Here is a 22,649-nt window from a genome sequence, read left to right on the forward strand (position 1 = left end):
TTTATGGAGTTACATTTTGTATTTTCTATATACTTTTGCCCGTGTCGTAAAGGTAAGAAGATGATAATTACTTGAATTCAAGAAATTATGACTGGTTAGGGTTAAGAGGATGTCTTCAGGGACATCCTCTTGTTTTTATTAAAACTATCTATTGCAATGCTTCTATATACTTCCGGGTTCCGTCTGTTAGGATGAGTACCCAGTCATTGCCGTTTGAATGACCACCTTCAGGCTGGAACGTTTCTACTTTTGAACTAAACTCACCGATATAAGATAGCTCTGCATTGCGTGGTGAATACCACCAAGCCTTTTTAGTCTTTCCATGAATCTTGCTGAGGTCTATTTTCATGGGGCGTCCGGTATAGTTGTACACTAACATATAGTCGTTGCCACGTGTTGCAATGAGACGTTCATACTTTGTACCGTTATTGTCGGCTATGCAACTTTGGTCGGCTACTCTTTCAAAGAAGGGAAAAGCAAGTATCAGTTTTTTCAAATATTGCATCTGGTTGAATCCGGGATCTTTCAGGGCTTCATACCATAATTTGGTAGCACCGTAGGCTGGATTAACTCCCGGCTTTAGGAATTGCATGATAGAGCTATGACCGTACGTATGACCGAATGAACCGGCAAAAACCGACCAGTAAGCATATCTGCGTACATCGTTGTCTTTCCAGAAACCTTCCTTAGGGTCGTGAAGTCCTTGGGGAATGGCTTCATAAGACGGCTCTCCATCAATAACCGGACGTAGTGGCTTTTGAGCAAGACTATGTTCCACATATCGCCAGTTGTCTTCTTCTGTGCCTTGTGGTAACAGTGTCTTTTTGTCATCTTTGCTTTGTCCGTAGCGGCGGTGTCCACTTTGGAACATATTGAAATCCAGCCAGGGGGCATCGTTGAACCATTCTGCCGAGAGTGTCCTTCCGAAGGGATGGAAAGTCATGAGATGGTTCTTATCAATGGATTTAATGGTGTTGGCAAGCATGTTCCAGACTTCGGTTTTGATGTTTCCATAGATATCTCCGCCAATCATCCAGATGATGTTGGGGCGATCTTTGTAACGGTTGGCGAGAAAAGTACCATAAGCCTTGGCTTCTTCCACATTCATTTTTCCACTTTTTACCAGCCCGCCCCAGATGCAGACCATGCCGATATAAATCCCTCTGCGGGCGGCGGCATCGATGATAAAATCCATATGATCCCAATATCCATATATACCCGGTCGGTTGATATTGGAGAAATCAAATCCATCCGGCATAGACGATTGTCCATAAAAGTTCATGGCAGGTACTCCGTTGATGGTTTGTACCTGTACTACGTTGAAGCCTGCTTGTTTACATTGTTCAAGATAGTATTCCGCTTCATCCCGGTTCAACCTTTCAGGAAGCAGCCAACCGGTATCTCCGAGCCAGAAGAAGGGAGAGCCATTCGTATGCTGAAGGTAACGGGAGTTGCTGGATATTTGCAAGGCTCCATTTTTCCAAGGGAGGTTGTGTGATTGTGAAAACACCTGATAAAAAAAGCAGGTAAAACATAGATAGAATAGTATTCTCTTCATGCTATTATTTTTTAGAATATGTATTTATTTAAGCAATTCCCAACGCTTGGCCCAGTCTTGCAGAACATCTTTTCTCCATTTGGATACCGTTTTACTTCCCTGCCATTTTCCTTCAAACAGGTTTGCGTCATTTCGGTCTGTATACCAATAATCTCCTAATTTATAGTCATCGGCATCAATCTTTCCGGGCCATGTGTTATTTACGACGAACTCTCCGGTTTGTTCCGGAAATCCCGGAATATCAGAGGTAATCTTGTAGGTTAGGACTGCGGTAGATTTAGGAGCATATCTGACGGCATATTCACCATTACCCAGATAGAAACCGTCCCAGTCCTGACCATCTGTTGTCATGGTGAAACAGGTTGAGTCAGCGGGGATATTCATTTCCGGTCCCTTTATGCGGAATTCAATGATGGCATATACCGGAACCGTATCTTTCAGGGTAGTACTCCGGTTGAAAATGACTCTTGGGCTATGAGTGAATTTCTCGAAACTCCCTCCCCAGCTTTCTTTCTGAGGATTATTCGGATCACCATCCATCATGTAAAGTAGTGATGGGGTATCTCCCATCTTGACTTTTCCATCGTAATATTTTATATAGTCTTTTCCCAGATATCCGGCTCCACGGATACATTCATCGTAATAGTCTTTGTTGAATTTACCAGGTTGTTTGTCATTGGTTATGAATCCACGATAGGAAGCATTGGCCTCGATGAACCAAAGGTTGGGGAAATTCTCGACAATGTATACATAACTATTGGTACTCCATTTTTTATTCGGTCCGCCAATCCAGTATACTCTTATTTTATTTTGAATGTCCGGAGCATCATGTAGAGCTTGTGCTAAGTCATCGAGTCCGCCCCATACGAGTATCCATAAGGGCCGGGTACTTTCTTTTCTGGCACATTTAATGATCCAATCAGAACCCTCTGTGGCAGTAGTATAACCTTTGAATGGGGCTGCTCCTTGTCTTCCTTGTTTGCAGATGGCTCGTAAGGCATCCGGTGACGGGAAGCCCTTTATGTATTTTTTCAACTTGGGCAGATCTTTTTCGTATAGGTCTATCATGTCCAGAAGATTCTGTTTACTTCCGTGTCCATAGGAGGGAGAAGATACTAATCCTTCTGTTTCGAACATCTCACTGTACATAAGGAAGTGTGCCATTGATTGATTGTCGTCCGGATTTGTGCCACCTATGTCCGTACTGATAAGAATGCGAGGCTTAACCGGAATAGGCTGTTGCCCCATAACAGTTATAGAGGCAGTTAAAATAGAGAAGACTAAAAAGAGTTTCTTCATGATATAGATTCTTTTAATTTTAAATGTTCCGTCAATAGTGGTTTGTACTTATGTGTATGCAAAAATAGAAGTTTATAGCTATAAAGAGGAGGAAATATTGTTCCTTTTGGAGTAAATGATGATAATATCACATAAAGAAATGATTAAAATAGCAAGAAAAGATAAGAGGCTGAATTTTTGAATTCAGCCTCTTATTCTATGATATTTATAACTTTGTCTACCTATCAGATATTTCCGATATTTTTGTCAATTAATGTCTCATTTGTGATAGTGAAATCATTGTTGGCAGCATCCTTGAATTCTGGGTTCAATGATAAGCCCGTGGTATCAAATACCTTGCCTGAACCACCATCAGGGTTGACTACCAGAGATGGAGTGTTGAAATAGTTGTTGTTGTTGAATATAAGGTTGTCCGTCTTAGCATCCTGACTGAAGAATACTTTTTCTCCCATTTCCGCAAAGACATTATTCTTGATATTTGCAGTAAATGCTTTATCGCCATTACTGTTTGAACGAATATAGAACAGACCTTTTGAAGTAGCTTCAATCTTGTAGAGTGTATTGTTCTCGAAGTTGATAATCATACCTGCTGCGTTGGCATTGTAGTCAAAACGTAAAAAGTCAGAACCTGAACAGGAATTAGCTACAGTACAATTTTTCATGTTGAAGAGCATGATGGCACATTTTTTCTTCTGTGAATCAACAAAACGTTTGCTGGAACACATATCGTGGAAATAACTATTGGTCACGGTAAATTCATCTACTTTACAAGTGTTTGTTCCCGGGTCAACAACAAAGTTGCCGAATCCGCTTGCTTCTATATTATTGACTATGATTGTTCCGGAACAGTTACTTGTTTTGATCAGAATGTCTGCCGATACACCGATGAATTTGATGTTTTCCGTTGTAAATCCGTCTGTACCTTCTAATACAAATTTAATCTGTGCTTCCACCGGCTTCGTACCGAGGCATTTGATTGCAATGTTCTTGCTGATTGTCAACTCTTTAGTCGAAGCATCTCCCGTTTCATTATCTAGGTAGATAAACTGATTGGTGGAACCGTCTTTAGATGGAAGAAGCATAATGGTTGCCCCTTCTTCCGCTGCATCAATTTTGGCTTGGAGGTCGTCACCTGGATATGCCGGAATATAATCGGGCATGGTAGTAACGGTTACTTTACCACGAGATTTTGTACCATTCATGATGTTGAAAGTGTATTTCGTCTCATAAGTTAAACCTGTGATAGTTGCAGTGCCCGCTGCTATTTCTTCGGCAGACAAGGTACGGGTTTCTTCCAATCCTCCACTAATTGCGATGGCTGTAACAGCTGTTCCTGCGGGCCATCTCAAAGTAACGGTGCTAGAAGTGATATCGTCGTCCGTAACAGCTTCAAGAATTTGCTCTGCATCGGTTTTGAAGAAAACTCCTGTCCATTTAGATTCGGATATCTTTTCTCCAACGGCCTTGATACGAGCCGAATATTTAGTTTCGCCATCCAATCCTGTAATGGTGTATGGGTTGTCGGTAACCTCATTGTAAGTGGTTACAGGAGAGCCTTCAAACTGTAGACTGTCATTGGCGAAGAGTTCAATGACATAAGAATCGGCTCCCAATACTTTGGTCCAACCGAGGCGTACATTCGTTTTGTTTTGTACCCGGGCCTCCACGGCAGTTGGAGAGAATAGGCGGTCGTAGCTTGAGCTTTTGATTTCGTCGTCAAGATCAGAGCAGCTTGCAGCAAATGCCATTAAGCCGACTCCACATATCAGGGCTATATTTTTGAATTTATTTTTCATATTTGTTCAGAGTGATAAGATTAATAATTATAATCATTGGTTAATGTGCCGTTACTTGCATCGAGGAACACTTGCCAGATGGGCCAGAACTGCTTCGTATCGGGGTCGTTGACGTAAAGCTGGGAGATGAACTTTGTTGTTGTAGCAATGCTTGACTCCTCCGATGAGTAAATCCATGATTTGCTGGTGGAGAACTTTCCTGCATCTACCATTGCTTTGCCTTCTTCATCGGTTTCACCGTGGTTCAAGCCATAGATGACGTAAGTATCGGCATCGTTGCTGGCGGCATCCAGTCCTTCATTATAATAAATCTTGGCGGGAAGGTCAGCGTATTCTCCTTCACGGTTGGTCAGTCGGGTCATCTTCTCTTTTGTCTCTTTCAGTTTTGATCCTAACATATTCCAGCGGATTAAGTCGACTTTGCGGAGAGCTTCTCCTGCGAATTCAAATTTGCGCTGATCCACGATTTCGTTGAAGAAAGCTGTCTTACTAGCACTGGCTGCTGTCAGAATAGCTGTTGCTTTGGCGGCAGGATAAGAGCGATCCAGAATCGGCTTCAGATAAGGGGCTGCACTGGTCGGATTATCCAGTTCGTTGATAGCTTCGGCAGCCATCAGGTAGATGTCGGCATAACGCATAACCTGCCAGTTCATTCCGTCATCATTTGTAGAAGTAACGATACGGTTCAACCATTCGAAACGGAGTTTACCAAAGCTCCATCCGCCAAAACATTTGTTGGGCTCCTTGATGGCTGTGCCAGTACCTGTCCATTTATAAGGTATGCAGGTGATATCACGGCGTACATCGTCCACATCGTAGTCATAGAACAAGTTCGGGGTAGGGCCATTGTATCCACCTTTATTCAGTGCTGTCCACTGGTTGGCATTCTCGTGCTTTACACCCCAAGTGTAGATTACGCGCCCGCGACCATCAGAGAACGGTATTTCCCAGATTGATTCCAAACCGGCAGTACCCGTTTCCTGGCACAATTGACGGAAATTCTCTTCAAAAGTTCCCAGTTTGTTATATCCCTGAGTGATGATACTCACACATTCGTCTTTAGCAATCTGATACATGGCTTGCCTTTGCGCAGCATCTTCCAAGTTGTAGCGGATGCCGTCAGGATGTTGCGAATATCCGGCTGCAAATAAGGCGATGCGTGCACGCAGTCCTTTGGCAAATGTTTTGCTGACACGCTCTGTGGATTGGGTATATTTGTTTTCATTCGGCCATCCCAGATAGCTTTCGGCTTCCAGTAAGTCGGCAAGGATTTGATTGATAACAACCATACGGTCGGACTTTTCAACATAGATAGTTTCGGAAGTGATAGGTTCGAAACGTGCGGGCACGTCTCCCCAGGCTTTTATCAAATCGAAATAAATAAATGCACGTAAGGTCAACAATTCACCATATAGTTGGGCCATATTAGTATTGGTCAAATCACTGTTTTCACGCATAGCTTTAATGCCTTTGTTGGCACGTTCGATGGCTTCGTACAATTTTGCCCATGCATTGTTGTCTGTATTCATATACGTATTGTCTGGCTTGGCAGAATAGGTCACCAAAGAACCTTCCTTATCTGTTTCTACATTGTTCATTCCGGAGTTATTGAATATCTCGCAATCTGTATTTACACCGAAATAAGCGAGGTAGCGTCCTCGGTAAGAATTAGTTTCGCCAAATGACTGGTGAATGCCCATGACAGCTGCATCGGCCAAGGCTTCAGTATTGAAGATGATGGTTTCATCCATGGATGACTTGCTTGGGGCATCCAGTAGGTCTTCGCAAGAGGCGAATAGACTGGCTGATGCCAGGAGTGATATATATATTAATTTTTTCATTACTTTCTATTATTTGTAGAGTTAGAAATTAAGATTTAAGCCAACTACGAATTGGCGGCTCTTTGGATAGGCCGAGTAATCGACACCCGGGGTCAGATTACTTCCGTTACGGCGGCTGGTAGATACTTCCGGATCATAACCACTATAACTTGTCAGACAGAATACGTTGTAGGCTGTTACGTAGAAACGCAGGTTGTTGATCCCGACTTTCTTCACTAACGTTGTAGGCATTGTGTAGCCTAAGGTAAGTGTATTCAGGCGGAGGAATGAACCGTCTTCAACAGCCCAGTCGGAGAAGATGTACTTGTCGGTATACGGAGACCACATGGTGGTGTTTTGGTTCATTTCGGCCAGTTGAGCCATATTCGTTACCAAATTACCTGCCGCATCTACATTGTTCCAGCGTTTCCCTCCTGCCATGTCGGAAGTCAGGTTACGGTATAGATACTTCGAAGTGCTGGTGTACTCTATCTTATTGGCATTGTAGATGTCGTTTCCATAACTCCAGTTGAAGTTGGCAGTCAGGTCGAATCCATAGAGGCGTGCATTGATATTGAAACCGCCGGTATGCAGAGGGTTCGCATCACCAATCACTCTTTTGTCATCAGAACCGTTCGCATCACCGCTGTTATCCAAGTCTTTCAGCTTCATCATACCCGGACGGGCTGTTCCTACAGCAGAAGAAGAACTTACTCCGTCTCTCAAAATCCAGGTTTCGGTCACTTCGTCATATCTTTCGAAATCGGATACTTCGTAACGGCCATCGCTTACATAGCCATACATTTTGCCTACACTGCCTCCTACTTCTATCCAATAGTCCTGACCGATTTCGGAGGAAGCCCAGTAGGATTGTGTCAAGTCGTTGGACATGGTTTTCAGTGAACCCAATGATTTGATTTTGTTCTTGTTGAAACTGATGTTTGCTCCGAAGCTCAAGCCGAAGTTCTTTTTGTCGATGGCTATCCAGTTAACGGAAGCTTCGAAACCTTTGTTTTCTGTTTCACCCATGTTGCGGTATTGGTTGTCATAACCTGTACCCGAGGTAGGGAACAGAATCAACAAATCTTTCGTAGTGTTCCAGTAAGCTTCCAAGGTACCGCTTAGTTTGCCTCCCAGCAGGGTGTAGTCCAAACCAAGGTTTCGGGTAATGGTGGTTTCCCAAGTTAAGTCCGGGTTAGACATTGTTTTGGAAGGAGCCCAGTAAGAGGGATAGCCGTTGATCCAGGTAGTAGCCTTGGCTTCGTATTCCTGATTTAATTGTCCGGACGGGATATTATTATTGCCTGCAGTACCATAGCTGAAACGAAGCTTCAAGTCGTCCAACCAATTGTGGGTGCTTTCCATAAATGGTTCGGAAGATACACGCCAAGCCAAGGCGGCTGACGGGAAATATCCCCAACGGTTGCCGCGGGCAAACTTGGAAGAGCCGTCGGCGCGGAACGTTCCGCTGAACAAATATTTACTGTCATAGTCATAATTCAAACGGCCGAAATAAGAAAGCAATACGTCATTCGGATCCGAATAATTGGTGATTTCAAAAGGAGTTCCCTGGGTCATCAGGTTAATGCAGTCGTCCGCAGTAAAGGTGCTGGGGAAGCCATGTGAAGTATTGGTGATTTTGTTATTTTTGGCTATCACATATTCTTGGCCAATCAAGGCATTTAAGTGATGCTTTTCGTCTTTAATCAGCTTTTTAAAGTCGTAGTTCACGGTATTCGTATTACGAATAGTACTGCGACTTTGACGAGTCAGTGTTACAGCCGGTTTTCCCTGATTGGTAGAGGAGGGAGTGTTACGTACGTAATAGGTACTGGGACCATAATATCTATCAGTATTGTAGCGATAGTCATCGTAACCGAATTCAGATTTGAAACGTAGGTTCTTGATGATTTCCCAAGTAAAGCCTGCACCAAGATTATAAGTAGTGCGTTCTTTGCGGGTATCGTTATCAATTAATGAAGTCAATGGATTAATCAGCAAGGAACTGGGCTCTTCGTTGTCGGAGTTGAGTTCATCGGACAAGCCGGGAACCGGGAATGGGGTGTATTGTACGGCATATTTCAGTCGCTTGTCAGTATTCAGCGAACTGTTGGCGTCGTTGGCACCACCACCATTAATCTTAGTACGTGAGAAACGTGCACTGAGGTCAATGGTTATGTTCTTAATGGGCTTGTGGCTTAATTTCAGATTCGCATTGTCGCGTTTGAAGTCGGACATCTGCATGATGGCTTTATCATCCATGTGCGAATAACTGAAAGCATATTTCATCTTATCACTACCACCATTCAGGCTGATGTTATGATTGAAAGTATGTCCGGTGCGGCCAAATGTCAGATCTTGCCAGTCGTTAGTGGCTACATCATCATACATATCCAAGTCCTGATAGTTGCCAAAATACTGGGAATATTTGTCTGCCTTATCCGTTAGCAGCCCCAATTCATATTGCCAATTGGCATAATCTCTGGCTGAGAGCACGTCCAGTTTATTAGCTACTTTCTTCCAGCTATAGTAAGCATTATAGCTGACACTCATTTTACCTTCTTTTCCGCTCTTGGTGGTCACAATGATTACACCGTTGGCACCACGTGAACCGTAAATGGCTGTGGAGGAGGCATCTTTCAGAACTGTGATGTCTTCAATGTCAGTGGGAGGTATGTCGGAGATACTTTCTACCGGGAAACCGTCAACAATAAACAGTGGTTCGTTGCTCTGTGTGATAGAGCCACCACCGCGCACACGGATAGACATTGTTGCGTCGGGTGAACCTTCCGTGGTGGTAATTTGTACACCGGCCATTTTACCTTGCAATGCTTCGGTAGCAGAAGCAACAGGAACAGCAGCTAGTGTCTCAGAGCTTACGGTGGCAACGGAGCCGGTCAGGTCTTTACGCTTTGCTGTACCGTAACCGATAACCACAACCTCTTCCAAAGCCTGTGCATCGTCTTCCATAACTACTTCAACTTTTGTTTTGCCTTTCAGGGGTATTTCCTGAGAAGTCATACCCACATAAGAGAATACCAATGTGGAATTGGCGGGAACACTAAGGGAGAAATTACCATCAATATCGGTAATAGTACCGTTGCTGGTATTCCCTTTCTGTACTACGGAAGCACCGATAACGGTTTCTCCCGTCTTGTCTGTCACAGTACCTGTTACGGTTACATTTTGCGCTGATACGCTAAGCGATATCACGGCTACTAAACAGAATAGTAGCGCGGCGCGCATGTTTTTCATTTTGTTAGACATTCTTTGCATGTTATTAATTAAGTATGATTTTTTTCGTTATGTGTGTTCGGGCACACTGTTAATTCGTTGCTGCAAATGTATAGGGATGTGAAAATATATATGTGTAATATCTGTTTTTAGGGTGGTATTTTTTGTTATTTACTGTCTATAATGTTTTTGTGAGTTATCTAAATGATGTTATATAACAGAAAAGAGGGGAGTTTATTGCTCCCCTCTTGACGTTTTAACATAGTGACGACTGACTTTTGCCGGTATCCCTATAGTTTTGGTTACTATTTATTCTTATTGATTTCTTGCGGTCAGAATGTATTCGTTTCCTGCATTTGTTTCGATATCATACACATAAGTCTGTGCATATTCCGGTATGCAAACCGGTGCATTGGCAGCAATCAGTGGTTTGCGGATGCTCTGTGATTGTAATAGTGGGTTGTCAGATACCTCTTGGACACTTGGAGTCAATTTTTCCCCATTCAGATACAAAGGAATCTGGGTCCGTATGCGGAGTGTACCGCCAATATTGGAAGTGATAACGGCTGTTTGTAATTCTCCGTTTTCCCACTTCATCTCTTTCACTGTAAAGCCGCCACGGCAACGGATACCTTTCAATGTTCCCTGTTTCCATACGTCGGGCAATGCCGGAAGAAGATGGATAGCTCCGTCATGGCTCTGAACGAACATTTCGGCAATACCGGCAGAACAGCCAAAGTTACCGTCAATCTGGAAAGGCGGGTGTGCATCAAACAGGTTCGGATAAGTACCACCGTTTTGTCCCTTTTCATCGGTAGTGGGGTGCAACTGTTCGGTTATCAGTTTATAGGCATGGTTACCATCGAGCAGACGTGCCCACAGGCACACTTTCCAACCCATTGACCAACCGGTAGAGTGATCGCCACGACCTGTTAAAGACTTCTTGGCAGCTTCAAACAGGATGGGAGAGTTGTAGGCACTGATTTGGCGTCCCGGATACAAACCCCAGAGATGAGAAACATGGCGATGACGATCTTTGGGATTATCCCAGTCGTGCATCCACTCCTGTAACTGTCCCCAACGGCCTACCTGCATAGGGGCTAAATTGTTAACTACAGTCTGTAAACTGTCGGTGAAAGCGGTGTTTTCGTTCATTAAACCGGCAGCGGCAATCGTATTGTAGAATAAATCGTAAACCATCTGATTGTCCATCGTGGTTCCGGCAACTACAACAAATGTACGTTTGCCATTTACTACGGGACTGTTTTCAGGAGAATAGGAGGGGGCTACTACCAGCCAGTTATTCTCGGGTTCACGTACCAAAAAATCGAGGTAGAATTCGCAGGCACCACGCATCAGGGGGTATACTTCGGCTAGATAGTTTTTGTCGCCGGAGAAGAGGTAACGATCCCACAGATGCTGGCAGAACCAAGCGTTACAAGTGGGCCATACTCCGTAGCTTGGTCCGTCTACGGCACCGGTGCTACGCCAGATATCCGTATTGTGATGCAATGTCCAACCGCGACAACCGTACATGGCGGCACTTTCGCGCCCTTGTATGGCTGCTTCTTTTACTAATTGCAGGAAAGGTTCGTGCATTTCGGGCAGGGAGGTACTTTCGGCAGGCCAGTAGTTCATTTCTACATTGATATCAGTAGTATATTTGCCATCCCAAGGAGCACGTAGCTGGTAGTTCCAGATACCTTGCAGATTGGCGGCTTGCCCGCCGGGCTGTGAACTGCATATCAGCAGGTAGCGTCCGAATTGGAAGTATAAAGCAGCCATTTGCGGATCGAAGCTTGTACTGAACTCTTTGACGCGTACATCTGTCGGCTTGTCGGCTTGAGCATTGCGCCCCAGGTCCAGAGATACTCGGTTGAAGTACTTCTGATATGCATTGATATGGGCGGCTTTATTCTTCGCATAGTTCTTGTTGACCTGTTTCAGGTATTTCTGTGCAGTGCTGAGTGCATTGCCCGATACATCCTTATAGTTTACGAAGTTGGTGCCGATGGATACGTATAATGTAACGCTATTGGCATTTTTGACTTGCAGGGTGCTGTCTGATGTTGCTTCCAGACTGCCACCACTGTTCTCTATGCGGGTGAGGGCGGTGAATTCCACTTTGCCTTCGATACCTTCGTGGTCGTTAGCTTTTCCGCTCAACTGTAATTCTTTGCGGGAGGAGATACTGCGTACCACATTACTTTTATAAGGCGTGGTATATTTTGCAGTGAATGAGATGCTCTTCTTTTGTGAAGCTGTCAAGCGGATTACCAGGACCTGATCGGGGAAAGAAGTATAGGCTTCACGGGTATAGGTTACTCCATTGGTGGTGAAGCGAGTGGTAGCTATTGCCTTTGCAATGTCCAGATCACGATAATAATCGTTGTAATTGCTGATTCCATCAAAGTCAAGATGCAGGGAACCTACAGTCTGATAAGGCATCCCGTTGGCGGATGGCGAACAGATGGTGGGGCCGCAAAGCTCTTGTGCCTCTTTATTCTTGCCCTCAAAGATGAGTTGGCGGATCCGTGGCAAAGCGTCTTTGGCTTTGGGATTGGTGTTGTTGTAAGGAGAACCTCCCCATACGGTTTCTTCATTCAATTGGAATTGTTCGTGTACAGGGTCGCCAAAGACCATGGCGCCTATACGTCCGTTACCCAGTGGCAAAGCTTCTACCCATTGTGTGGCGGGTCCATCGTACCATAATTTGAGAGTTTCATTTTCCAGCTGTGCCTGCAAGCTACTGCTTATGCAGATTGCGGCAAAGCATGTCGATAACCATTTCTTCATCATTGTTTTTCATTTTTTGTATTTCAGTTGCAAGGTTAGGCAGTTTTCGGCACTTTCAGGGGTAATATCTATTTAAAAAGGAGTAAAAATGATGCATACCGTTTGCCTATTTATTGGCAAGACCTTGCTGATACGGTGGCAATATTCAGGCAGTAGAGGCTGAATTTAGTCTTTCAAGACGCTCTCGATAATCTCCTCAGCTTTATCCACAATGTAGTCAGGATGGAAGGTTTCCAGTTCAGCACGTGGGCGGAATCCCCAGGTCACTCCGCAGGAGGTTATATTTGCATGGATAGCTGTCTGCATGTCTACGCCGGAGTCTCCTACATAGAGAACATCTTCTTTGGCTGTCTTTGCTATTTTCAGGATATCGTATACGACGGTGGGATCGGGTTTTACGTTTACCCCTTCACGTTGGCCAAAGACAGCGATGAAACGAATTGTAGGAAAATAGTGGGCAATTAGTTTCTCTGTAGCTGCTTGATATTTGTTGGAAGCGACTGCAAGTTGGACTCCCTTGGTCTGTAGTTCGGTTAGAAGTTCCGTGATGCCGGGGTAGGGGCGGCTTTTGTCTGCATTATGTTGGTCATAATAGGGTACAAATTCTTTTCGTATGCGCAGGACATTTTTTTCCGTCTTTTCTCCTTCGGGCAGAGCACGCTCAAAAAGTTTGTTGATACCATTTCCAACCATGAAGTTGTACTCTTGTTCTTCATGTGTGGGATATCCTAAGGCGGCTAATGCATGATTGGTACTTTGTGCCAGATCGGCAATGGTGTTTAGGAGGGTACCGTCTAAATCAAAAATTACGAGTTTCTTCATTTTTCTTACTTTCTTTTCTTTATGAACGCAAATATAAGGCATTTCGTTCAAACAATCTGTAATGAGTTGATTCATTTCTTTCCGGTTATGAATTAATTCACCACAGATTACACAGATTCACACAGATTTATTAATCTAATCATCAGTAAAATAAAATCTGTGTCAATCTGTGTAATCTGTGGTGAGTCTTATTCCTTTCTATACCGTTATGAGCAAAAAAAGCCCCCGGATGTCATACACTTATACATCCGGAGGCTCTGTATTATAGCGTAACTTGCACGCTTAGAAATATCTTATTTCTTCGTAATGCGGAACCAGTCTACATCTGCCCAACCACCGTCATTGGTAGTAATTGCAGGACGGGTACAGAAAGTACCTACCTTGACACCGATCCATTTTCCTTCTTTAGCCTGGAATGACTTGCCAAGAGGCTGGTATTTCTTTCCATCAAGACTATAACTGAAGTCACACATAACCAGCAGATCATGTCCGCCTTCACTCTTTGAAATCTTTTTGTTGGCATCGCTGCTGAATTTTACTTTCAGATAGATGGTGTTGTCTGTCAGGTCTACCGTACCGTTTACTTGTTCCGGTGTGCCTTTGTCTGCCTTCAGACAGGATACTTGCGAGAGAACCAGCCCTTTGTCTGTATTCTCCAGGATCAGTCCGGCATAGTCCATACCCATCACTACCAATCCGGTACGTTCGCCTTTATATTTATCTACCGGCTTGAAAGTCAGTTTCATGGTAGCAGTGAAGTTGGGGGCCGGAGCCTTCTGTAACAGCAGATTGGCAACATCGAACAGATTCTTGTATTCTTTCACTACCGGGTAAGAATACAGGCGTACGATGCTTTGGTCTCCTGCGTAGTATGCCCACTTCTCGTTGATATTGGCATGCCACTGCCATTGAGGAGACAAAGTATAACCGTCGAACTCGTCACTTTCCTGCGGAGTGCAGATGGGATAGGTCTTACCTACGTTCGGTTTCTTGTAAGTCATTACAGGTTCACCACAACCGTCACCGTCTTTGTCGATACCGATTACGGGCCAGTCATTCACCCATTTCATGGGTTGCAGATGTACCAGTCGGCCATAAGCGCCTACATCCTGGAAGTGGAAGAACCAGTCTTCTCCGGTTGGGGTATCTACCCATGCACCTTGGTGAGGGCCATTCACAGGGCTATTACCTTGTGCAAGCACGGTTTTCCATTCGTACGGTCCGTATACATTCTTCGAACGGAGCACTACCTGCCAACCTGTAGGTACACCACCTGCCGGATGGAAGATGTAGTAATATCCGTTACGTTTGTAGAATTTTGGTCCTTCACAGGTCTGGTGCGCCTCATGTCCGTCAAATACGATACGTGACGGAGTGATGGCCTTGGTAGCTTCAGCATTCAGTTCGCAAATGGTGATTACGCTCTTCAGCTCGGCACGGCTACCTGCGTAGGCATGTACCATATACACTTTGCCGTCCTCGTCCCAAAGCGGACAAGTGTCGATGATGCCTTTACCCGGTTTCACCAGTACAGGCTCAGTCCACGGTCCTTTCGGATCTTTGGCTTTTACCATGAAAGCACCTTGATCGGGATCTCCCCAGAAGATGTAAAACTCACCGTTGTGATGGCGGATGGCAGGTGCCCATACGCGGTTACCATGTTCAGGACGTTCGGGAGTTTCTATTGGGGACAGAGCGTAAGGTACGGCAGCGCCAATGATAGTCCAGTTCACCAAATCTTTGGAGTGGAGTATCTGCAATCCGGGCAAACAGTTGAAACTGGAAGATGTCATGTAGTAATCATCTCCTACACGGCAGGCATCCGGGTCGGAATAGTCTGCATAGAGTACCGGGTTCTTGTACTTACCGTTTCCCTGGTCGGCTACCCATACCTCGGAAACATAATTTTTCTGCTGTGCTGCCAGCGGAAGGGCGAGCAACAGGCATAGACTCATCAAGGTCTTTCTTGCTTTCATGATACGTTTTTAGTTATTAGTGATTAGTTATTAGTGATTGGTTACGAATGTCACTTTATCACCCTATCACTTCATCACTTTCACCACTGCCGGATGTTCCAGTTCTTCTTTCCATTCGCGGATATAGGCGAACCATGCTTCGGGAGTTTTATAGCCGAAGGTTTCTTTCATGGAAGTGAATGTGATATTGTGGGTGAAATATTTGCTGCCTTTGGCACCGATGGTGTACAGGTAATTAGCCTTGTCTTTCACTTCGGCCTTTACGTACTTTTGCGGAATGTATGTGCCCAGTCCTACGGTTTCTTTAGCGTACTTCACGGTGTCGTTTACGGGCCAGTCCGTTCCCCAGCAACCTATCAGGCCTTTGTGGTCGGAGTAAGATACAGAGCCTTTGATGTCTATTACACCGGTACAGAAGATTTCGTCTTTCAACGGTTCTTCAAAGAAGGTTTCTACAAACACATCGCGGTGTCCGCCGTAGAGGGTGTAGCGGTTCGTCATGCGTAGTTCCGAACCTTGATATTGCCAGTCTGTCACTTCTATTTCGGCGATGGTGCGTACCGGACCGTAGGCAATGATGCGCTCGGTAAGCGTGGATACAGGTTCGATATGAGTGGATTTCTTGCCGTCCCAGCCTTTCAGCGCACCTAAACCGCAGCTGCCGCCTACTAACAGGACATCGTCTCCGAAGCCACGTGCCAGTTGTTCGTCGGTGGGATAGAACTGTGATTCTTTGATTTCAAAGCCTTTATTGAATTTGCCATAGATGTCGACTGTTTGCTTCTTGTCAAAGTACAGGCGATAAGCCACCAGTTCAGATTCGAAAGCCGGACCGTGGTGATGCATCTGATTGTAGATGTTACTGGTTCCCGGAATGGTTACCGAATGTACGGGGACATGCTTGCCTCGCTTGTCGCTTACCAGCATCTCGGCATATACACGGGCAGGATAAGTCTTGTCGCTTTTGGCGGAAGACAGAGTGACGGTCACTGTTTTCTTGCTCTTGGCAGGCAGGTCGATGACAAATGCAAGTTCATCCGGACGGAGGTCGCCATTCAGATCATCCAGTTGCGAAGGTATTTCTTCGCTTCCGTTCATGACTACTGCCGAACGTACCCGGAACTGTGGATTGATTTCACTGAGTTTGATTACTACCGGTTCGTCTGCTTTTGCCTTGTTCCAGGTGTTACTTACTTCCACCTTGAAACTCTTTTGGGTTTCTTGTGCTTCTGCTGTGACAGAAAGACCGCACAATAATAGCAATACTGTAAAGATATTCTTCTTCATGGTTTTAAATATATAACTAATTTGCTACAAAAGTAGTGCAAACCTACCGTAATTCCTTTTCCATTTTGATATAAATACTGTCGCCTTTGTGAGTTATTCCTTCCAACCGGCTTCCTCAAAAGAGGTGACTTTTACCTGTTGGGGATCGAGGCAGGCATACTTGATGCGCTGTCTCCTCCAGGTATAAACAATGTGTACCTTTCCGTCTTTGCCCTGAATGACTGAGGGGTATGAATATTGGTTGATCGGCGAATCTTCTAATACCACGGCCGCTTTCCAATGCATACCGTCGTCACTGATTGCTACATTGATGGGAGTACGTTCTTTCCGTTTTCCTTTGATGTAGCGATAGTGGTTGTATACCAGCAAGTGCCGCCCGTCTTTCAGCGTGATTCCATCAATGCCGGAATTGTTGTTGGGCAAGTCAATGAATGTTACCGGACTCCAGCTTTCTCCGTTGTCTTCACTCCAGGTGGTAGCAACGGAGCCGTTGTTCTGGGTACGGCATAAAGCTTGTAACTTTCCGTCTTTATGTGTCAGGATGGTGGGCTGTATCACTTGTATGGTTTTATGCTTCTGATTACTGAACTTCACCTGATCTGTTTCCACAATTTCGGAAGCAGTTATAGGACCAATCTTTCGCCAGGTCTTTCCTTCATCATCGCTGATTTCGAAATGAATCCGCCAACCGTTCTCATCTTCCGTACTGCTGGGGCAGATCATTCGCTTGCCGATCCATACAGGCTTGTTTTTGATGGGACCAAGGAAGCCTTCGGGAAGTGCCCGGGATTTGCTCCATGTTTTTCCACCGTCTTTTGAAGTAACGACATGACCACTCCATCCGGCTACGTTCACACCTATTTTATAATAAAGCTGTAGTTCTCCTTTCGGTGTTTCGGTCAGTACGGGATTCCAGCAGGCGTATTTGGTTCCGTCCAATACACCGTCCGCAACCATTTGTGGTTCTGTCCAGCCTGTTTTTGTCTTGCGGCTAACCCAAATGCAACAATCGGGATTCTTCTCTTTGGTTCCCCCGAACCAGGCTGCCACTATTCCGCGACGTCCTTCTACAATAGTAGCCGCATGGCTCTCCGGGAAGGAAGGCTTCCGACAGATAAAGTCATCCTCCAGCAGGCCTTTTCTTCCTTTTCCGTATGATATGTTCTTTTTAATATGGAAGTTATACTTCCCCGAACCTATCTTACAAACTGTGTATCCGTCTTCCTGGCGGAGTATTTGTAAACCTTCGGATTGCTTCAATGGCTTTCCGTTTTCGGTGAGGGCGGAGGTATCCGCATTGGGCAGCCATATAGTAGCCGTACTATTGGCAGGTACACTGATTTCCCAGGAATACCCGGTAGCTGTTTGTGACCAGTTACTTGTTACTTTGCCATAAGGTGTAATGTGAGAAGCACGAATAAATCCTACTTCTTCCAGTTCGAAAGCAGGTTTCATCTGGATTTCCTTGAAACCGGGAGCTGCATTCCGGATACCTGCCAGATGTTGATAGCAATAGGGGAGGAAATCACCCAGTAACATGACGTGGTTACCGCTGTTCATGGCCGGATCAGCTGTGTTCCCGTTCCATAACTCCCAGATGGTGGTAGCTCCGTTGGCTGCCATGTATCCCCATCCGGGATATTTGGTATGGGTAGCCAGAACGTATGCTACATCTGTGCGTCCCATTCTTACAAGCTCGCGCATCAGCCATTGTACGCCAATAACTCCGCATTGAATGGTGGCATTGTAATAGTCTACCGTTTTATGAATGATTTGCCGGGCAACGGTTTCTTTTTCCGTATCCGGTACCATGTCGAATGCCAGTGGGAGAAGGTTGGCTGTAACGGTATTATTGCTGTAATATTGTTTTTCCTGATTCCAGAAGGTTTTGTTGAAACCTTCTTTTACGTGTTCTGCCAGTTCCTGATATTCCTGAATATCCTCAGCTAACTGCTGGTGGTGCAGCTGTCCGGCAATATCCGGAGTGTGGGGCATATCTAACTGAAGCTGTGCAAACTTTATCATATATTGCAGCAGCTTGTAGTAATAGGCGGTTGCTATCAGTTTACCATCGGTAATGCGGGCCGGGTCTTTCGAATGTATTAATTCGGGAGATTCGGGCGGAAGACACCAATCGCCGTAACGGTCGCGGGTGATGATATGCGATTGGTTCATGAACTCTGTGCGGATGTGCTCCATCCATTGCTTCATGGCGGGATAATGCTTGCAGATGGTTCCCGGATTTCCATATTGTTCATACAGCATATTACTGATGAAAATGAAGGTTGACGGCCAGGTCACGTTGTCTGTATAGTAGTAATAATAGGCCGGCACTACATCGGGTATGCATCCGTCTTCCCGTTGCGCATCGCGGATATCGTCCATCCACTTAGCATAAAGCGGACCGTTTTCCATCAAGAAACTTTCACCTAGTGCGCCGTTGGTATGATCGCCCAGCCAAGGCTGGCGTTCATCACGCTGGGGACAGTCGAGCGGTATTCCTTTATAATTACCACGAATTCCCCAGAAGGCATTTTTCACTAATTGGTTCAGGATAGGATTATCACATTCAAATGTTCCGGTGAGAGGCATGTCGTCATTTACAACTTCGCCTGTAAAGTTGGTAAGGGTAGGAGTACCTGGAAATTCGCTGACTTCTACATAGCGGAAGCCATGATATACAAAGCGGGGAGCCCACTCTTCAATGCCCTCTCCTTTCAGGATATAAAGGTCGGTTACTTTGGCTGACCGTAAGTTGGCGGTGTATAGTTCTCCATCCGGTTGCAGGGTTTCTGCAAAGCGCAGGCGTACTGAGTCGCCCGCATTTCCTTTTACCCGGATGCGCAGCCAGCCTACCATGTTCTGTCCCATGTCGAGGATATAGCCATTGGCCGATTTACGGATGGTTCGGGGATTGATCTTCTCCACTACCTTGATACCCGGTATGGTTTGTCCGCGCAGATATCCCGAAGGTATGGAAACGCGTTCCGCCTGCAACCAGCTACTGTCGTCATAGCCGGTTTCCGACCAACTTCCTAATTCTTTCCGGGCATCGTATTCCTCACCGTCAAACTCATTGTTACTGCGGATGGGACCGTCGGCTGTCAGTTTCCAGTTCGTATCTGTGGCAATCGTTTCCCGGCTGCCGTCCGTATACTCTACGATCAGGTTCATCCGGACTTTTGGATAGCCGAAGTTATGGATTTTATAAGTACGGTAGTTCTGGCGCATGAAGTGGTATCGTCCGTTTCCGAGCGTAATACCTATGGCATTATCCGCCTGTGAGCGAAGCAGACTTGTTACATCATAGCTGTTGTAAAGTACGGTTTTCCGGTAGTCGGTAGGAGCGGGAGCCAGTACAAGGTCACCGACCCGTTCGCCGTTGATGAGGCATTCGTAAACTCCGAGTCCGCTGATGTGCAGGGTTGCCTCTTTTATTGCTTTGCTGAGTTTGAATTCTTTGCGTACATACCGGGCGGACAGACGTGAAAACATGGTTTCACTATCCCAGGGCATAGGTCTGTCCATACCAATCCAACGTCCTTTCCAACGTGTTTCTCCCATCAGTCCCATTCCCCAGAAAGCAGGTTCGCTCCAGGCGCTCTCACCTGTACCGGTTGTTACCTGTACTTTCCAATAATAGCGCTTGTTGGGTTGTAAAGAGGGACCTTGGTAGCTTATCCAAATGGACGCATCAGAGCGTACCTCGCCTGAATCCCACACGTCTGCCCGATTCTTGCTTAGAAGTTCCGGGGAGGACGCAACGAACAGGCGGTAAGTTGTCTGCATCACATTGCGTTGCCCGCTTTGGAGCCGCCAGCTGAAACGCGGTTGAGGGGTATCCAGACCTAAAGGATTAGTCAGTTGTTCCGTGCGAAGGTCTGTTATGGAAAGAGTATCGCTCTGTGCTGCTTGGATAAACAGACAACACAGAGCGATCAGTATGATTACTTTTTTCTTCATACACCAGCGGTATTATATACCTTATAAATCGATATTCAAAGCTTTGGTTGCCGAATTATTATAAGTTTTCCCGTTTACTTTCAGGTCTTTGGCTTGCTTCACCTGCAATGCTGTGCCTTTGGTATCTATTTTCACGTTCTCTATAGAAACATTTTCAGCCTGGCTGATAACGATACCTTGCTTGGCGTCCGTAATAACTACATCCTTTACGTGTACATTACGGATAGGCATTTCAGGCAGTCCATTGAAGAACATGGCACGTCCTACGCTTCTGCAAGTCACATTTGTGATGTGGATATCACGGAAAGCGGGAGTTTTTTCCGTTACAGGAGGAACGGATGATTTCATTCTGCCTTCCAAGTCATCTTCCGTTTCTTCACCGGCACCTTTACCGCCATAGAACAAGTCGAACAGCAAGGCTTCGTGCGGGATATCAATCATATTGATGTTGTGAATATAGATACCTTCTACTACACCGCCACGTCCGCGGGTACTCTTGAAGCGTAAACCTACATCCGTACCCAGGAAAGTACAGTCGGTTACATAGACGTTCTTTACGCCACCCGACATTTCGCTACCTACTACGAAACCACCGTGGCCGTGCAATACGGTGTTATTTTTTACAATCACATTCTGGCAAGGTTCGCCGCGTCTGCGACCGTCTTCATCTTTTCCCGATTTGATACAGATAGCATCGTCACCGGCATCGAATATGTTGTTGACAATCAACGCGTTCTTGCAAGATTCCAAGTCCAGTGCATCACCATTCTGGGAGTACCAAGGGTTGAAAACTTTCACATTGTGAATCGTGATATGCTCGCATGACAACGGGTGCAGGCACCAGCTGGGAGAGTTCTTGAAAGTTACACCTTCCAATAATACTTTTTTACTCTTAACGATATTCAGCAATACGGGACGCAACCACGGGCGGATTTCATTCCATTCCTCGTCCGTATTAATGCCTTCCGGGTTATTGAAATCTTTAGTAGCCATAGCGCCTTTCAGTGCACCGGCAGTGGGATACCAGATGCTACCGGATGCATCGACTACACCTCCTGAACTTACCAGGCTACTCCATTGGCCCGCAGTCAGTTTGCCTTTTTTTACCGGACGCCAGCTATCACCTGAACCATCGAATACACCATGTCCCGTAATCGCTATATTCTCAGCATTCCATGCTGAAATAGGAGATTGGCAACGGCGCGTATCCAAACCCTCAAAAGATGTTTTAATAATAGGATAAGCCTCGAAATCATCTGTGAACAATACCAGGGCGTTCATTTCAGTATATAGATTGACGTTGCTCAGCAACTCGATAGGGCCGGTCAGCCACAAGCCTTCGGGAATAATTACTTTACCGCCGCCTTTGGTATTTACTGCCTTTATAGCGTCGTTGATAGCTTTGGTATTCAGTACGATACCATCTCCTTTAGCGCCAAAATCTACAATATTGACTGTATAATCCGGAAAAGCGGGTTGTTCCACTTTCGGCATATTGAAGGGTAAATTCTCATAGATACTTTCATCTATATAATTTCCGTTTTGGGCATTTACCGTACTTTGTGCAGGTAACAACGGAAGGGCCAGTGCAACAAGCACCCATAGTTTTTTGATAAATGTGTTCATCCGTGATACTATATTTAGTTATAAGTTATTAGTTATCAGTTATTCGTTGTTAACTAACAGGCTTCTTCAACTTCTCATTTTCTTTCCTTTTTTATTATCCTCCCGCAAGCGGCTCTCCCGAGTGGCCTGCGAAAGAAATAATAAATGATTCATGTTAACCTAATTCTAACCTTAAATAAATATTATGAAAAAACCTCTTAATTACCGGTTGCAAATGTATCGGGCTTTAGCTAAAACCATGTGCACAATTTGTTGGTTTAGGTGGATTTTTTGTGGTTTTGTCCTTTTCTTTGCACACTTACGGGCTTTTTATGCAGAAAGTTCATATCTTTAAATAAGATAGGCGGCATTTCAGCAAAGCAAAAATAAGCAAGCTTATTTTGCTATGCGTTCAATTTGCGCTATCTTTGCAGCCTCAAAATAGTAAACGTGGTGATAAGATGCAAGTTGATGAGGAGGCGAACAATAAGAG

General features: G+C 45.2%; 11 protein-coding genes. All 11 read right to left on the reverse strand.

All coding sequences use genetic code 11. The annotated features are described in order from the left end of the window. Positions 1 to 148 precede the first annotated feature (148 nt). Positions 149 to 1,558: a glycoside hydrolase family 140 protein gene (locus tag K429_RS0117375; protein WP_007212487.1), complete on the reverse strand. Its 1,410-nt coding sequence runs from the start codon at positions 1,556 to 1,558 to the stop codon at positions 149 to 151. A 24-nt stretch (positions 1,559 to 1,582) separates the two neighbouring features. Then, positions 1,583 to 2,857: a nucleoside hydrolase-like domain-containing protein gene (locus K429_RS0117380; RefSeq protein WP_026367729.1), complete on the reverse strand. Its 1,275-nt coding sequence runs from the start codon at positions 2,855 to 2,857 to the stop codon at positions 1,583 to 1,585. Positions 2,858 to 3,081: 224 nt separating this feature from the next. Continuing rightward, complete coding sequence (locus K429_RS0117385; RefSeq protein WP_026367730.1) at positions 3,082 to 4,653, reverse strand: fibronectin type III domain-containing protein; 1,572 nt, start codon at positions 4,651 to 4,653, stop codon at positions 3,082 to 3,084. A 20-nt stretch (positions 4,654 to 4,673) separates the two neighbouring features. Further along, entirely contained in the window at positions 4,674 to 6,494 is a 1,821-nt protein-coding gene (locus tag K429_RS0117390) for a RagB/SusD family nutrient uptake outer membrane protein (protein WP_026367731.1), read from the reverse strand. A 21-nt stretch (positions 6,495 to 6,515) separates the two neighbouring features. Beyond that, entirely contained in the window at positions 6,516 to 9,740 is a 3,225-nt protein-coding gene (locus K429_RS0117395) for a TonB-dependent receptor (protein ID WP_026367732.1), read from the reverse strand. Positions 9,741 to 10,022: 282 nt separating this feature from the next. Further along, positions 10,023 to 12,506 (reverse strand): glycoside hydrolase N-terminal domain-containing protein, encoded by a 2,484-nt coding sequence (locus K429_RS0117400; protein ID WP_026367733.1) that lies wholly within the window; start codon positions 12,504 to 12,506, stop codon positions 10,023 to 10,025. 162 nt (positions 12,507 to 12,668) lie between these two features. After that, positions 12,669 to 13,325 carry an HAD family hydrolase gene (locus tag K429_RS0117405; protein ID WP_026367734.1) on the reverse strand — a complete coding sequence of 219 codons (657 nt, stop codon included), beginning with the start codon at positions 13,323 to 13,325 and terminating at the stop codon, positions 12,669 to 12,671. A 293-nt stretch (positions 13,326 to 13,618) separates the two neighbouring features. Then, positions 13,619 to 15,301 carry a glycoside hydrolase 43 family protein gene (locus tag K429_RS0117410; RefSeq protein WP_026367735.1) on the reverse strand — a complete coding sequence of 561 codons (1,683 nt, stop codon included), beginning with the start codon at positions 15,299 to 15,301 and terminating at the stop codon, positions 13,619 to 13,621. A 66-nt stretch (positions 15,302 to 15,367) separates the two neighbouring features. Then, a complete protein-coding gene (locus tag K429_RS0117415; RefSeq protein WP_007212495.1) occupies positions 15,368 to 16,588 on the reverse strand; it encodes a DUF4861 domain-containing protein in 1,221 nt (406 codons plus the stop codon). Between the two features lie 93 nt (positions 16,589 to 16,681). Beyond that, a complete protein-coding gene (locus K429_RS0117420) occupies positions 16,682 to 20,551 on the reverse strand; it encodes a family 78 glycoside hydrolase catalytic domain (RefSeq protein WP_026367736.1) in 3,870 nt (1,289 codons plus the stop codon). Between the two features lie 21 nt (positions 20,552 to 20,572). Further along, positions 20,573 to 22,177: a glycoside hydrolase family 28 protein gene (locus K429_RS0117425; protein WP_026367737.1), complete on the reverse strand. Its 1,605-nt coding sequence runs from the start codon at positions 22,175 to 22,177 to the stop codon at positions 20,573 to 20,575. Between the last annotated feature and the right edge of the window lie 472 nt (positions 22,178 to 22,649).

The sequence above is a fragment of the Bacteroides sp. 14(A) genome (assembly GCF_000526555.1).
GTDB lineage: Bacteria > Bacteroidota > Bacteroidia > Bacteroidales > Bacteroidaceae > Bacteroides > Bacteroides cellulosilyticus.

Coding starts and splice junctions, on each gene's coding strand:
- K429_RS0117410 (WP_026367735.1), bottom strand. CDS start 15,301: ATGAAAGCAAGAAAGACCTTGATGAGTCTATGCCTGTTGCTCGCCCTT.
- K429_RS0117385 (WP_026367730.1), bottom strand. CDS start 4,653: ATGAAAAATAAATTCAAAAATATAGCCCTGATATGTGGAGTCGGCTTA.
- K429_RS0117395 (WP_026367732.1), bottom strand. CDS start 9,740: ATGTCTAACAAAATGAAAAACATGCGCGCCGCGCTACTATTCTGTTTA.
- K429_RS0117415 (WP_007212495.1), bottom strand. CDS start 16,588: ATGAAGAAGAATATCTTTACAGTATTGCTATTATTGTGCGGTCTTTCT.
- K429_RS0117425 (WP_026367737.1), bottom strand. CDS start 22,177: ATGAACACATTTATCAAAAAACTATGGGTGCTTGTTGCACTGGCCCTT.
- K429_RS0117405 (WP_026367734.1), bottom strand. CDS start 13,325: ATGAAGAAACTCGTAATTTTTGATTTAGACGGTACCCTCCTAAACACC.
- K429_RS0117375 (WP_007212487.1), bottom strand. CDS start 1,558: ATGAAGAGAATACTATTCTATCTATGTTTTACCTGCTTTTTTTATCAG.
- K429_RS0117380 (WP_026367729.1), bottom strand. CDS start 2,857: ATGAAGAAACTCTTTTTAGTCTTCTCTATTTTAACTGCCTCTATAACT.
- K429_RS0117400 (WP_026367733.1), bottom strand. CDS start 12,506: ATGATGAAGAAATGGTTATCGACATGCTTTGCCGCAATCTGCATAAGC.
- K429_RS0117390 (WP_026367731.1), bottom strand. CDS start 6,494: ATGAAAAAATTAATATATATATCACTCCTGGCATCAGCCAGTCTATTC.
- K429_RS0117420 (WP_026367736.1), bottom strand. CDS start 20,551: ATGAAGAAAAAAGTAATCATACTGATCGCTCTGTGTTGTCTGTTTATC.